Source organism: Lysinibacillus sp. NPDC093712, assembly GCF_050280025.1.
Classification (GTDB): domain Bacteria; phylum Bacillota; class Bacilli; order Bacillales_A; family Planococcaceae; genus Lysinibacillus.
On record NZ_JBNNUU010000002.1, the window covers coordinates 956,729 to 970,490 of the forward strand.

11 protein-coding genes are annotated in these 13,762 nt (G+C 38.7%); 4 read left to right on the forward strand and 7 right to left on the reverse strand.

All coding sequences use genetic code 11. The features are described from left to right. Window positions 1–60 precede the first annotated feature (60 nt). Together argC and acsA are read right to left on the reverse strand one after the other, a co-directional pair. Entirely contained in the window at window positions 61–1,095 is a 1,035-nt protein-coding gene (gene argC, locus ACQKNX_RS12250) for an N-acetyl-gamma-glutamyl-phosphate reductase (RefSeq protein ID WP_427429096.1), read from the reverse strand. Between the two features lie 234 nt (window positions 1,096–1,329). Beyond that, the gene (gene acsA / locus ACQKNX_RS12255; RefSeq protein WP_427429097.1) at window positions 1,330–3,057 is read right to left on the reverse strand and encodes an acetate--CoA ligase; all 1,728 of its coding nucleotides are present in this window, start codon (window positions 3,055–3,057) and stop codon (window positions 1,330–1,332) included. 520 nt (window positions 3,058–3,577) lie between these two features. Here acsA and ACQKNX_RS12260 point away from each other — a divergent pair. The 3 genes from ACQKNX_RS12260 to ACQKNX_RS12270 are packed head-to-tail and all read left to right on the forward strand — an operon-like array spanning window position 3,578 to window position 6,042. Continuing rightward, entirely contained in the window at window positions 3,578–4,210 is a 633-nt protein-coding gene (locus ACQKNX_RS12260) for a GNAT family N-acetyltransferase (RefSeq protein ID WP_427429098.1), read from the forward strand. A 24-nt stretch (window positions 4,211–4,234) separates the two neighbouring features. Next, window positions 4,235–4,882: an acetoin utilization AcuB family protein gene (locus ACQKNX_RS12265; protein ID WP_427429099.1), complete on the forward strand. Its 648-nt coding sequence runs from the start codon at window positions 4,235–4,237 to the stop codon at window positions 4,880–4,882. Beyond that, a complete protein-coding gene (locus tag ACQKNX_RS12270) occupies window positions 4,882–6,042 on the forward strand; it encodes an acetoin utilization protein AcuC (RefSeq protein ID WP_427429100.1) in 1,161 nt (386 codons plus the stop codon). The genes ACQKNX_RS12265 and ACQKNX_RS12270 overlap by 1 nt, the downstream gene beginning before the upstream one ends. 241 nt (window positions 6,043–6,283) lie before the next feature. On the opposite strand, the gene ccpA is transcribed toward ACQKNX_RS12270, so the two are convergent. Together ccpA and ACQKNX_RS12280 are read right to left on the reverse strand one after the other, a co-directional pair. Continuing rightward, window positions 6,284–7,294, reverse strand: a complete 1,011-nt coding sequence (gene ccpA, locus ACQKNX_RS12275; RefSeq protein WP_340823014.1) for a catabolite control protein A — start codon at window positions 7,292–7,294, stop codon at window positions 6,284–6,286. Between the two features lie 175 nt (window positions 7,295–7,469). After that, window positions 7,470–8,555: a bifunctional 3-deoxy-7-phosphoheptulonate synthase/chorismate mutase gene (locus ACQKNX_RS12280; protein ID WP_427429101.1), complete on the reverse strand. Its 1,086-nt coding sequence runs from the start codon at window positions 8,553–8,555 to the stop codon at window positions 7,470–7,472. A 172-nt stretch (window positions 8,556–8,727) separates the two neighbouring features. On the opposite strand from ACQKNX_RS12280, the gene ACQKNX_RS12285 reads away from it, so the two are divergent. Next, window positions 8,728–10,884, forward strand: a complete 2,157-nt coding sequence (locus tag ACQKNX_RS12285) for a cell division protein FtsA (RefSeq protein ID WP_427429102.1) — start codon at window positions 8,728–8,730, stop codon at window positions 10,882–10,884. 212 nt (window positions 10,885–11,096) lie between these two features. On the opposite strand, the gene ACQKNX_RS12290 is transcribed toward ACQKNX_RS12285, so the two are convergent. The 3 genes from ACQKNX_RS12290 to murC form a co-directional block, all read right to left on the reverse strand. After that, a complete protein-coding gene (locus ACQKNX_RS12290; protein WP_427429103.1) occupies window positions 11,097–11,600 on the reverse strand; it encodes a YtxH domain-containing protein in 504 nt (167 codons plus the stop codon). A gap of 134 nt (window positions 11,601–11,734) precedes the next feature. Next, a complete protein-coding gene (locus ACQKNX_RS12295) occupies window positions 11,735–12,241 on the reverse strand; it encodes a DUF948 domain-containing protein (RefSeq protein WP_340823007.1) in 507 nt (168 codons plus the stop codon). Window positions 12,242–12,357: 116 nt separating this feature from the next. Further along, the gene (gene murC / locus ACQKNX_RS12300; protein ID WP_427429104.1) at window positions 12,358–13,671 is read right to left on the reverse strand and encodes a UDP-N-acetylmuramate--L-alanine ligase; all 1,314 of its coding nucleotides are present in this window, start codon (window positions 13,669–13,671) and stop codon (window positions 12,358–12,360) included. Window positions 13,672–13,762 lie beyond the last annotated feature (91 nt).

Genomic DNA, 13,762 nt, shown 5'->3' on the forward strand with positions numbered 1-13,762 from the left:
ATAAGAGTGACTGGCACTAAAACAATTAGGAAAATTCTAAATTGTTTGGGTGACTGGCACTTAGATGAAAAATGGCACGATGTCTAGGCCTGTTGTTTGTGGTAATTCCATTTGCACATTCATATTTTGTATCGCTTGCCCTGCTGCCCCTTTAACTAAATTATCAATAACAGCAACAATCGTTGCACGGTTTGTACGATTATCAACTTTTACGAAAATATCACAATAGTTAGAGCCTTTTACACGGTTTGTAGCAAGGCTATTAACATCGGTTACAACCCGTACAAACGGATGGTTTTCGTATGTTGCCTGTAAGCAAGCGACTAATTGATACTCTGTGATACCTGGCATTAAGGGCGCATATGCAGTGGATAAAATTCCACGTGTCATCGGCACTAAATGTGTATTAAATGTAATAGCTGTCTCTACACCAGCAAACATTGAAATAGCTTGCTCAATTTCTGGAATATGTTGATGCGTATTTGTCTTATAAATGGAGAAGCTTTCATTCACTTCACTAAAATGTGTTGTTTGTGATGGTTTATTGCCAGCACCCGAAATGCCACTTTTTGCATCAATCACGAGATAATTAAAATCTATTAGTCTCTCTTTTAACAAAGGTAATAACGAAAGCAGAACCGCTGTTGGATAACATCCTGGGTTCGCAATGAGTGAGGCATTTTTCACATTATGAGCATTCCATTCAGTTAAGCCATACACACTTTGCTGAATAATTTCTAATGGAGCAGCCTTTTTTCCGTACCACTCTTCATAGCTAACTGGATTCTTTAATCGAAAATCCCCTGATAAATCAATTAACCTCGGACCTTTTCCAACTAAAGGTGGTAACAGTTCAGTTGTCACACCTGAAGGCGTACTAGCAAATACTACATCCAATTTCAATAATGTTTCATAATCTATTTTTTGCAATGGCGAATCTGTAATCGTAACTAAATGTCCAAACTTTGTAGAAAAAACGACACCTTCTTCAGAAGATGTAAATAAATCAATGTGCTCCACCGCCGGATGATTATGTAAAAAGCGGATAAGCTCCAATCCTCCATATCCTGTTGCTCCAACAATTCCTACTTTCATTACACTCACCTCTAAAATAAGTTAAAAACAGTATACGTCTGCATATTTATTAAGTCAACTGAATTTTTATTTATTTATATTATTTTCTTAATCTTCTGTTACAGTTGTTTAAACTCCATATTTTCTACCGCTAATTAAGAAAAAAGAAGGTAGGAACCCTTTCGATAACCGAATGAATTCATACCTTCTTTAGATGCATATATTGAATAAAAATAAATTATACGTTGAATGCCATTAGTCTTCCATCGTGGAAAGATCGCCAGTTGGCAAATCTAACTCCCATGCTTTTAACACGCGACGCATAATTTTACCGCTGCGTGTTTTCGGCAGCTTTTCCTTAAATTCAATTTCTCTCGGTGCCGCATGAGCTGATAAGCCCCTTTTCACAAACTCGCGAATATCCTCAATTAAAGCATCCGATGGCTCCACGCCTTCTCGTAAAGATACAAATGCTTTAATAATTTCACCACGTACTGGGTCCGGTTTCCCGATTACCCCAGCCTCTATTACGTCTGGATGTTCTAGTAGCTTGCTTTCAACCTCGAACGGACCAACTCGTTCACCCGCTGTCATAATGACATCATCCACTCGACCTTGGAACCAGAAATAACCTTCATCATCCATATAAGCTGAGTCACCAGACACATACCACTCACCTTTTAAGAAATATGATTCATAACGCTCTGGATTACCCCAAATTTGACGCATCATAGCTGGCCAACCACGACGTACAGCTAAGTTACCCATTGTAAATGGTGGAACTTCATTACCCGCATCATCTACAATTGTCGCGTGCACACCTGGTAATGGCTTGCCCATTGATCCGGGCTTAATATCCATGCTCGGATAGTTACAAATCATATGCGCACCCGTTTCTGTCATCCACCAAGTATCATGAATGCGATGTCCTAACTCCTCACTACCCCAACGGATAACTTCAGGGTTAAGTGGCTCCCCAACAGATAATACATGACGCAATGATGACAAATCATAATTTTCCAGCATTCCACTACCAGCACCCATTAGCATACGGAATGCTGTTGGCGCACTATACCAAACTGTTACACTATAATCTTCAATCGCTTGATACCATGCTTGTGGCGAGAATCTTCCACCAACAATAAGCATTGTCACACCATTTAACCACGGACCAAAAATTCCATAGGATGTCCCCGTTACCCAACCTGGATCAGCGGTACACCAATAAATATCATTTTCACCTACATCAAGTACCCATTGTGTCGACTGATACTGCTGAACCATCGCATTATGAACATGTAAAACACCTTTTGGAGCACCTGTCGAACCAGAAGTATAATGTAATATCATACCGTCCTCGCGGTCCATCCACTCGATGTCAAACTTAGTAGAAGCCTCTTTCAAGCGCTTATTAAAATCTAAAATTTGTGGCGTCTCTTCTATATCAGACCCTACTAAAAATACATGTTGCAAGTTTGGCAGTTTATCTAATGGAACTCGCTCTAGTAATTCAGGTGTTGTTACTAACACTTTCGCATCGCTATCTGAAAGACGATCATACACTGCGCCTTCCATGAATGCTTCAAACAATGGCCCTACAATAACGCCCATTTTTAAAGCACCTAATAAAGAAAAGTAAAGCTCTGGTGAACGAGGCATAAAAATAAATAAACGATCTCCTTTTTCAATGTTAGTCATTGATTTAAAAACATTTGCTGCCTTGTTCGTCAACCTTTTCATTTCATTAAAAGAGTATGCTTCCTTGCGCTTCCCATCGTTGTAATACAATGCTACTTTATTTTTCCGAGATGTTTCTGTATGGCGATCAATAGCCTCATAAGCCATATTCACTAATCCTGTTTCATGCCAACTAAATGCCTTTTCTGTTTCTGCCCAATCATGAGTTGTTGCTACCTCCTCATAATTTGGCAGGTTGTACTGCCCTGGTATTGCTTTTAATTTCTCCATTGTTTTCATCCCCATGAATTTACCCCTTCCTTTTTTTGGCTTTAGTACATTCGTAAGCAAATTTCAAATCGTACTCACGATATCCCCCGCAATTACGCCTCAACGTAATCGTAGCTGCCTGCCAATTCGTTCCACTTTGCTTATGCAATAATCTTCTCTTGAAGCCCCCTATAAAGGATAAAAAAGTGAGCATCCATCCCCTTTTGGAAAATTAAGTGAAATAATGGCAATTGAAACAATTTCGCCATATAAAACAGCTACTGAATGATATTAAAATTCGCCACTTTCTCCAAAGACAAATACGTTATGTAGCAATTGTTATAGAACAGTTTATGCATTTGTAATATGAACAATGCTTATACATCAACATTTATCTGTTAAATAACAGTTGCAATATAAATCTATTTTACACGAATTTAATCAGAATGTCTCAATATTTTTATTTTTCCAAAAATGTAGTTATATTTCGTAAATTTAAGCGTTTTTCAGCTTTAAATCAGCTATAATGGAATTATTAAACTCAGGTGGTGTAATTATGGAACACAAAAAGACTTTTTTTTCTGTTACAAAGGAGACAAAGCATGGTACTGTTTATGTGGAAGGACCTGTTCCTCCAGAAAAATTAGCTACATATTCATTCCACGAGGGATTAGTTGCCTTTAGACCCCCTAAGCAACAACAGCAAGCCATCTTAGAAATCGCTGGGCTTCCTGAAGGCCGTATTATTATTATCCGAAATAACGACATTATTGTAGGCTACGTCACCTATTTATATCCTGATCCGCTTGAACGGTGGGCAGAGGACAAAATCGACAATATGATTGAATTAGGTGCTATTGAGGTCATTCCAGACTATCGCGGAACAGGCGCTGGTAAAGCCTTGTTAGCGGTGTCCTTTATGGGGGATGAAATGGAGGACTACCTTGTTATAACAACCGAATATTATTGGCATTGGGACTTAAAAGGTACAGGATTAAATGTATGGGATTACCGCAAAATGATGGAGCGGATGATGAGTTCAGTTGGCTTCGAATATTTTGCTACAGATGATCCGGAAATTACATCTCATCCTGCAAACTGCCTTATGGCACGAGAGGGCAAACGAGTGCTCCCTGAAACAATGGAAAGATTCGACAGACTTCGTTTTAGAAATCGCTTCATGTATTAAAACCAACACAAAGGGGATGAGTATATGATTGTTGAAGAAATTATGAATGATGAGCCTTACACATTGGCTCCGACAAACACTGTTTTAGAAGCGTTGAAATTAATGCGCGAGAAAAAAGTTCGTCATTTACCTGTCATCGATAATGAACGTCATGTTCTAGGTGTTTTAACGGAGCGCGATATTAAAGAGGCTTTGCCTTCCTCATTGAAAGACGAACCTAATTCTCCAGTCTTTAGTGCGATGGTAGAAGAAATAATGATCAAAAACCCACTTGTCGGCCATCCACTTGATTTTGTAGAAGAAGTAGCACTAACTTTTTATGAAGCAAAGGTAGGTTGTTTACCAATCGTCTCCGGTGGAAAACTAGTAGGCATTGTGACAACAACTGATTTACTCTACACATATATAGAACTAACTGGTGCCACTGAACCTGGCTCAAAAATTGAAATCCGAGTTAGCGATACACCAGGAGTCTTATTTGAAATTACTAAAATTTTCAATCTCCATCATGCAAATGTCCAAAGCGTTCTAGTATATCCTGATTCTGAAAATACACAAAATAAAATTTTAAGCGTCCGAGTAAAAACATTAAACCCACTTGCAATCATTGAAGATCTTCGTCAAGAAGGATTCGACGTGCTATGGCCTAATTTACCAGGTGTTTCTTTATAATGAAAAAGGCTGTCTTTGTTTATTCGCCAGAGCAACTCGGATATAAATTTTCAGATACGCATCCTTTCAATCACAAACGCTTGACGCTAACGATGGATTTACTTAAAAATATAGGAGCACTCGATGATGTCGACATCGTTCCTGCACGCATTGCCACGGAAGAAGAACTTTTGCTTGCACATGATCCGAAATACATTGAAATCGTAAAAAATGCAGGCCATGGTAAGCTGAGCGAGGCACAATGTGCAAGCTATGGTATAGGTACTGAAGATACACCTATCTTTGAAAATATGCATGAAGCAAGTGCACAGCTTGTCGGAGGTACATTAACCGCTGTCGATTGTGTAATGGAAGGAAAGGCGCAGCATGCATTAAATCTTGGCGGTGGACTACATCACGGTTTCCGCGGACGTGCTTCCGGTTTTTGTATATATAATGATAGTACCGTTGCCATTCGTTATTTACAGGAAAAGTACAATGCACGTGTACTCTATGTTGATACTGATGCGCACCATGGTGATGGTGTACAATGGAGTTTCTACGAAGACCCAAATGTTTGTACATTATCAATTCATGAAACAGGTCGCTACTTATTCCCTGGAACGGGTAATATAACTGAGCGAGGCAATGGGCAAGGTTATGGTACTTCTTTTAACTTTCCTATTGATGCATTTACCGAGGATGAAAGTTTCTTAGAAATATATGAAAAAGCTATGCGTGAAGTTTTTGAATTTTTCAAACCAGATGTTGTTTTAACTCAAAACGGTGCAGATGCACATTATTTTGATCCATTAACACATTTATACGGTACAATGAATATTTATAGAGAAATTCCAAAGCTTGCACATAAACTTGCACACGAATATTGCGATGGAAAATGGATTGCAGTTGGTGGTGGTGGTTACGATATATGGCGTGTTGTGCCTAGGGCATGGTCGATGTTATGGCTAGAAATGACAGATCAAGAAATACCAACAGGTGCTTTACCACAAGCATGGTTAGACCGTTGGCAGCCAGAAGCGCCAGTTCCCTTTATCCCAACATGGGAAGATCCTACCCCACTCTATGAGCCGATTCCTCGAAAAACTGAAATAGAGGAAAAGAACGCGCAAATGTTAGAAAAAGCGTTACATATTATTCGCACAGAAAAGCGCAGCTAGCGGGTGCTTAGCGGGTGCCAGGCACGCAAACAATTCTGAATTTTCATAGCATTGCCAGTATAATTAATTCACGTAGACGCCTGCAGGAACAGCATAAGAAGTAAGACGCGTCAGCTACGGTTGCGGCTTACGGTGTGCTCTGCGGAAAGCGTTCGCTATAGCGGACAGCAACGTTCACTGAAGCATACATTTTCCTATAAAAAAACACGCAAATCATAAAATTAGATTTACGTGTTTTTTCTTATTTGCTTTTAACAGATTGGCGATGTTCAATACGGTGTGGTAATATAACCGCTACCTTTTCGTCCTCTACAGGCTCTTTATTCATAAGCTTCGTTAATAATCGCATCGCTACAGCTCCGATATCATAAAGCGGTAATGCTACACTTGTAAGCTGTGGGCGAACCATACGTGCTAACTTAGAATTTTCAAAACTGATGACCTCGATATCCTCGGGCACATTTTTACCAGCATCTTGTGCACCATGAATCAAACCAATTGCAAGTTCATCACTTCCTGCAAAATAAGCCGTTGGAGGGTTTTCAAGGGCAGATAATATTTCCCAAGCCTCTAAGCCCATATCATAGCTAGATTCCTCTGCAGCAATTAGTGATTCATCTATACTTAACCCTGCATCTTGCAGTGCTTTTTTATAAGCTTCAAGCTTAAATTTACCATTAATCGTATAAGTAAGAGGACCTGTTACAAAGCCAATTCGTGTATGACCGTTTTGAATCAGTAACGAAATTGCTTCATAAGCTGCCTGAAAATAATCAATATTAACAGTGGCAATTGTTTGTGATTCATCTACAGAACCTGCAAGAACAATCGGTACTGGTGAATGATCCATCGTTTGTTGCATTTTCTCTGTTACTTCATCACTCATCATCACAATACCGTCCACTTGTTTACCTAGCATTGTATCTAGCAACTGTAACTCTTTATCTTCATGTTGATCTGAGTTGGCAAGAATAATATTGTAGCGATACATTGTAGCGATATCCTCTACACCACGTGCCAGCTCCGCGTAAACATTATTTGCAATATCTGGGATAATCACGCCAACTGTTGTAGTTTTCTTACTTGCTAACCCTCGCGCTACTGCGTTCGGACGATATTCTAATCGTTCAATTACTTCTAATACTTTTTTTCGTGTTGCTGGTTTTACATTTTGGTTACCATTGACTACACGAGAAACGGTTGCCATCGAAACATTCGCTTCTCGTGCAACATCATAAATTGTAACAGTCATCGTACGTGCCTCCCTTTTTCCTTTTATAGCCTTATCATACGATAATTTTCGCCCCATTTTCAAGAAGAGTACATACATGAAATGAAATACCAAGTACAAATAGTACTATTATAGACATTTTTTTGTCACGATATAGTAAACACCGCCTGCTTATTGCGCAAGCGGTGTGATAATATTATGCGTGAATTTCGTGATTCTTCATGAATTTTTGTAGCGTTTCGTAGAATGCATCAAATGTTGGAATATCCATTTGTTGTTGTGAATCTGAAAGTGCTACAGATGGATCTGGATGCACCTCAGCCATTACCCCATCTGCGCCGATTGCAATTGCTGCCTTCGCACATGGTAATAGTAAGTCGCGTCGACCTGTTGAGTGTGTTACATCGACGAATACTGGTAAATGTGTTTCTTGTTTTAAAATTGGTACTGCTGAAATGTCTAATGTGTTACGCGTTGCTTTTTCGTAAGTACGAATACCACGCTCACAAAGGATGATGTTTTCATTCCCTTTAGACATAATGTATTCTGCTGCATGAATGAACTCGTCAATCGTTGCTGCTAAACCACGTTTTAATAATACTGGTTTGTTCGTTGCACCCGCTGCTTTTAATAACTCGAAGTTTTGCATATTACGAGCACCGATTTGAATAACATCAATATAATCAAGCGCTTCTTCTAAATGACCCGGTGTTACAATTTCCGTAATAACACCTAAACCATATTCTTCAGATACACGCTTTAAAATTTTAAGCCCTTCTAAACCAAGACCTTGGAAGTCATAAGGAGAAGTACGAGGTTTGTAAGCACCGCCACGGATTAACTTTTCACCTTTAGCTTTAATAGATGCAGCAACTGCTGCTACTTGTTCGTATGATTCAACAGCACATGGACCAAACACAAAGGATGGTTTTCCTTGGCCGATTAGTTCACCATTAATATTGATGACAGTATCTTCTGATTTCTTCTTACGTGAAACTAGTAATTCTTTCTTTTTATCAGCTTCAAGTTGTTTTAAAGCTGTTTTAAAGATTTGTTTAAAAATATAATCAACCGTCATTTGGTTTAACGGACCGTGATTGTTTTCTTTAATTAGGTCAAGCATGTGTCGTTCACGTAATGGATCATAGCGATTAACACCTTGTTTTTCTTTAATTTTACCGATTTCATCTACTACAGCTGCACGTTCGTTAATTAGACGAAGAATTTCTAAGTTTAATCCGTCAATCTGACTACGTAAGCTTTCTAAATCTTTTTGGCTCATGCTTCTTGCTCCTCTCCCCATGACAGACACTTTCAGAACTCTGAAATGTATGTTACATTTTTAGATATTAGCATCATTATAATCAATGTTGTTCAGAATGTCACGCATTTTTAATTTAGCGCTTCAACTCGCTAAATTATTTTGAGTTATTTCAAGGAAGGAAGCGATTACATTGAGTTCAAAATTATTTGCACTTGATATCGGTACACGTTCTGTTGTTGGCATTATTTTAGAGGAAGATAATGATCATTTTCATGTACAAGATATTTTAGTAAAAGAACACAAAGAACGGGCCATGGTAGATGGTCAAATACATAATGTCATGTATGTGGCTGAATTAATTAATGAAATTAAACAAGAGCTCGAAGAAAAGCATGGGCCCTTATCAAAAGTAAGTGTCGCTGCTGCAGGTCGTTCATTAAAAACAGAGCAAGCAAGCGTGACCATTCCTATTCGTAACCGCCCCATTTTCACTGAAGAAGATATTAGCCGTTTAGAATTACAGGCAGTCCAACAGGCACAGCAACAGCTCCTACAGCATAAAGAGGATGCCAAAACGAGTCACTATTATTGCGTTGGCTATTCTGTTCTTTATTATCGCTTAGATGGTGAAGAAATTGGTAGCCTTCTTGATCAGCAAGGTGACGAAGCACAAATTGAAGTCATTGCAACTTTCCTTCCACGTGTTGTAGTTGAATCCCTTATCGCTGCCTTAAAACGTGCAAATTTAGAAATGGGCGCTCTAACACTAGAGCCTATTGCTGCAATAAATGTTCTAATACCACCTACAATGCGCCGTCTTAATGTTGCACTTGTCGATATTGGAGCTGGTACGTCAGATATTGCCATTACCGATAAAAGTACAGTAGTTGCATACGGTATGGTGCCGACAGCAGGTGATGAAATAACAGAGGCGCTCAGTGACCATTATTTACTTGATTTCCCAGTAGCTGAAGAAGCAAAGCGGCAACTGCACTGTGCTGAGGAAATTTTAATTCAAGATATTTTAGGCTTTGACCAATACTATCCAAAAGCAGAAGTACTTACAGCAATTGAGCCTGCTGTTAAACAACTTGCGAAGGCAATTGGAGAAGAAATATTGCGTCTTAATAATCGGACTGCCCCAAAAGCTGTGATGCTCGTGGGTGGTGGTAGTTTAACACCAAATCTTACAACGGAGATTGGCTTAGTACTGGATTTACCAGCAAACCGAATTGCCGTACGCGGTGTCGATGCCATTCAAAATTTAACAAAGGAAGAACATATTAAAGCATCTCCTGAGCTAGTAACACCTATTGGCATAGCAATTGCTGCAAAGAAAATGCCGATACAATATATGAGCTTAACAGTAAATGAACAAATTGTACGTCTTTTTGAATTAAAAGAAATGACGGTTGGAGATGCATTTTTAGCTGCCAATATTCGGGCAAAACAATTATATGGCAAGCCAGGTCATGGATTATCTATTAGTGTTAACGGACAAGATATTTTCATACCTGGAGGTCACGGTCAACCAGCAAAAATTTTAGTAAATGGGCAACAAGCCTCTACAAAAACAATTATTAAAACAGGCGATGCCATCCAGTTAATAGAAGGTCAAGATGGTCATCCAGCCACTGCTACAGTAAGAGATATTGTTGATCAAGCGGTAACTAAAACAGTAACAATTCAAGAAACAAAGTATGTTATCGAACCAAAAATTACTGTCAACGGTTCCCCTGTATCAATGGATACTGTGTTAAACGATCGTGATATTATCGCGTTTGAAATAGCTGAAACGGTAGAGGATATATTTAAAACTACCAACAATAATAATTTGTTAAAGCAATTCGAATCTTTTGTTGTTTATGTCGATGGAAAGCCATTATATTTACCAACTTGTTCCGCACAACTACTTATTAACGGTAAACCTGGTAAACTGTCATTTGCTGTTCAACATAACGATATCATTACCTTTTCGCAACCATCGTTACCAACTGTACAGCGAATAGCTGCCCATATGAATGTTTTACTTGAGGATAAAATCATCATTTATTTCCAACAGGAACTATTAGAGCTGAAAAAAACGACGAATGAAATGGTTGTTAACCAGGCAGTTGTTTCTCCACTCTCAACCGTTCCCAACGGTGCGACAATTGCCATTCATGAAAAAGATCGAAGTCCTTGGATTTACCAGGATGTTTTCCGCTTCTCAAATTGGCAACTACCTACGACATTTAAAGGTAATTTTACGATTCTGCGTAATGGGCAACCCGCCACATTTGATACAGAAATCTTCGGTGGCGACCAACTTGAAATAGTCCTTGAAGACGCACCTTTATCATTATAAAAAAGGATTTCGCTAGTTATTGGAAGCGAAGGAGGTGACCCCTGCTCAGAACTTACACAGCGTAAGACGCAGGCATTCCGAGGTTGGGACTTACAATGTAATGTGTCCACGGAAAGCAACCGCCGTAGCGGACAACAACGGCATAGCAAAAAAAGTGTTAGATTGATTGCCATCAATCTAACACTTTTTCTTTCAGTTATAGCTTTTTTACTTTAAGCACGAACCTCTTGTGCTTTATCTTCATCAGTTTGTTCTGTTTTTTCTGGAACTTCTTCTCGTTCTGATTTCGCATCATCAGTAAAGTCCTCAAGCGGCTCTTCCCCTTCGAAAGAGACAGTGCCATCATCAAAAACAGTTGGTGCTTTTGCAGTCTTAAGCGTCTTAACTTTTTCTACCAATTGCGAAGATTGCTCTTGAATTTGTTTTGATAATTGCATTGTTTTATCCTTAGCTGTTGATGATAAATCAGCACTTTTATCTTTTAAATTAACAGCTTGCACTGCCACATCACTACGTAAATCTTTCCCTGATTTCGGAGCTAATAGTAAACCTGCAGCTGCACCCACTATACCCCCAACTAAAGCGCCAATGACGAAATCTTTCATATTTACACGCTCCTCTTCATAGATCGAATCCTGCGAATTATAAAGCTGTGGCAATGTACTTTCTAGTTGTTGTTCTTTCACTTCGTTAAAGTTTGGCTTTTGTGTAGTCATGGACAATTCCTCCCATTTTATAATCTAATGCGCCTAGACGTATGTATTTCCACTTGTACGTGTCATACAATAAAAATTGTCTAAGGCTTTATTTATATTCAGCTGGCATAAAGAAAGCACCTGCTAAATAATAATTATTTTTTGCGACCCCATTTTCTTTTCGGCTTGTCCGCCTGAACTTCCTCAAAACTATATACGTCCTCAGGCATTATCCCTGGGGCCTGCTCAATCACTTTACGCTTCTTCCATTTATCTGCAATGCCCATTGCGACATTACTCCACTGAACAACTTGCGCAATTTTTTCTTCATTCTGTTCAACACTTTTTGAAATCGATGACGTAATTTGCTGTACTGAAGCATTTAAACCATTGACAGAGTCACCCATTCCTTTCACCGCATGAACAACAGTATTTAACTGTTCAGATTTTTGTTGAATATCCTCTGCTAAGCTATTTGTTTTAATTAACAAAGAAGTCGTTTCACGTGTAATCCCTTCCATTTGTTTCTCAATACCTGCTAATGTGCCAGATAAACTGTTAAGAATTGACTTGAGTGAAAATAACGTCATACCGACGCTCACACATAAAAATAAAAAACCGATCGCTGCTATTATTGCTGCAATATACAAAATGACTTCCATAAATAGACCTCCTGCTAGTAATAATTTCTCTCTGTATACTATTACTTACCTTATCTTCGACAAATAAAACTTAAATCCTTCTTATATTTGAGAAAAAACAGCTTATTCCTTGCGGATTAAGCTGTTTCGTTGCTTTTAAGTACATCTTCAAAGGCATCTTGGAACTTGTGAACATCGCCAGCACCCATAAATAAAAATACTGCGTCTTTATGCTTTGTTAACACATCAATACCTTCTGTAGTAATTACAGCGCTTCCGTCAATAAGAGAAGCTAAATCCTGAATTGATAGTGCACCTTGTGTTTCCCTTGCAGAACCAAATATATCGCATAAGTATGCTGTATCAGCCAGACTAAGGCTGTCTGCAAAGTCCTGTAAAAACGCTTGAGTACGCGTGAATGTATGAGGCTGGAATATCGCTACTAATTCACGTTCAGGATATTTTTGTCTAGCCGATTGAATCGTTGCACGAATTTCTGTTGGATGGTGTGCATAATCATCGATTAAAACATGATCCCCAATATTCGATTCTGTGAAACGTCTTTTTACACCTTTATACGTGTTTAAACGTTCTTGAATAATTTCAGATGAAATACCCTCATATTGGCAAAGTGTAATAACAGCTAATGTATTCAACACTGCATGGTCGCCAAATAATGGGATAAAGAAAGTACTATAAAATTCATTGCGCACAAAAACATCAAATGTCGTGCCTTCAGTTGTTTTTTCAACATTACGTGCCTCAAAGTCATTTTCAGCTCCAAACCCGTAATAAACAACAGGTACTTTCGCTTGAATACGTTGTAGATGTTCATCATCGCCACATGCGATAATCGCCTTTTTCACTTGTAATGCAAGTGATTGGAAGGCTGCATACACATCTTCAATATTTGCAAAGTAATCTGGATGGTCGAAATCAATATTTGTCATCACCGCATAATCAGGATTATACGCTAAAAAGTGTCGACGATATTCACACGCTTCCATCACAAAGAAGTTAGCATTTTCATGGCCTGCACCTGTACCATCCCCGATTAAATAAGAAGTTGGTTTATAGCCGCCTACAACATGTGCCATTAAGCCGGTTGTAGAAGTTTTACCATGTGCTCCAGTAATGGCAATCGATGTGTAATTGCCAATATACTCACCAAGAAATTTGTGATAACGAATAATTTCAACACCGATTTCTCGTGCTCGGACTAATTCAGGATGGTCATCAGGAAAAGCATTCCCTGCAATTATTGTCATACCTTCTTTAATATTATCCGCATTAAATGTGAAAATTGGAATATTTCGTTCACGCAACGGCTGTTCCGTAAAGAAATATTTATCAATATCTGAGCCCTGTACTTGTTCACCAGCATCAAATAAGATTTGTGCAAGCGAACTCATGCCAGAACCTTTAATGCCTGTGAAATGAAAAACTGTCATTAATTAAACCCCCCGGGAAATACAAAATCCCATCTATCATCTATTAGGTGTATCGTATTTTGCACTAGGTATTAATACCTTTACACGTACA

Bases quoted from the DNA above. Each gene is read 5' to 3' on its own strand.
- ACQKNX_RS12280 (WP_427429101.1), bottom strand. From the start codon at position 8,555: ATGAGCCAAAAAGATTTAGAAAGCTTACGTAGTCAGATTGACGGATTA.
- murC (WP_427429104.1), bottom strand. From the start codon at position 13,671: ATGACAGTTTTTCATTTCACAGGCATTAAAGGTTCTGGCATGAGTTCG.
- ACQKNX_RS12260 (WP_427429098.1), top strand. From the start codon at position 3,578: ATGGAACACAAAAAGACTTTTTTTTCTGTTACAAAGGAGACAAAGCAT.
- acsA (WP_427429097.1), bottom strand. From the start codon at position 3,057: ATGGGGATGAAAACAATGGAGAAATTAAAAGCAATACCAGGGCAGTAC.
- ACQKNX_RS12265 (WP_427429099.1), top strand. From the start codon at position 4,235: ATGATTGTTGAAGAAATTATGAATGATGAGCCTTACACATTGGCTCCG.
- ACQKNX_RS12270 (WP_427429100.1), top strand. From the start codon at position 4,882: ATGAAAAAGGCTGTCTTTGTTTATTCGCCAGAGCAACTCGGATATAAA.
- ACQKNX_RS12295 (WP_340823007.1), bottom strand. From the start codon at position 12,241: ATGGAAGTCATTTTGTATATTGCAGCAATAATAGCAGCGATCGGTTTT.
- argC (WP_427429096.1), bottom strand. From the start codon at position 1,095: ATGAAAGTAGGAATTGTTGGAGCAACAGGATATGGAGGATTGGAGCTT.
- ccpA (WP_340823014.1), bottom strand. From the start codon at position 7,294: ATGACTGTTACAATTTATGATGTTGCACGAGAAGCGAATGTTTCGATG.
- ACQKNX_RS12290 (WP_427429103.1), bottom strand. From the start codon at position 11,600: ATGACTACACAAAAGCCAAACTTTAACGAAGTGAAAGAACAACAACTA.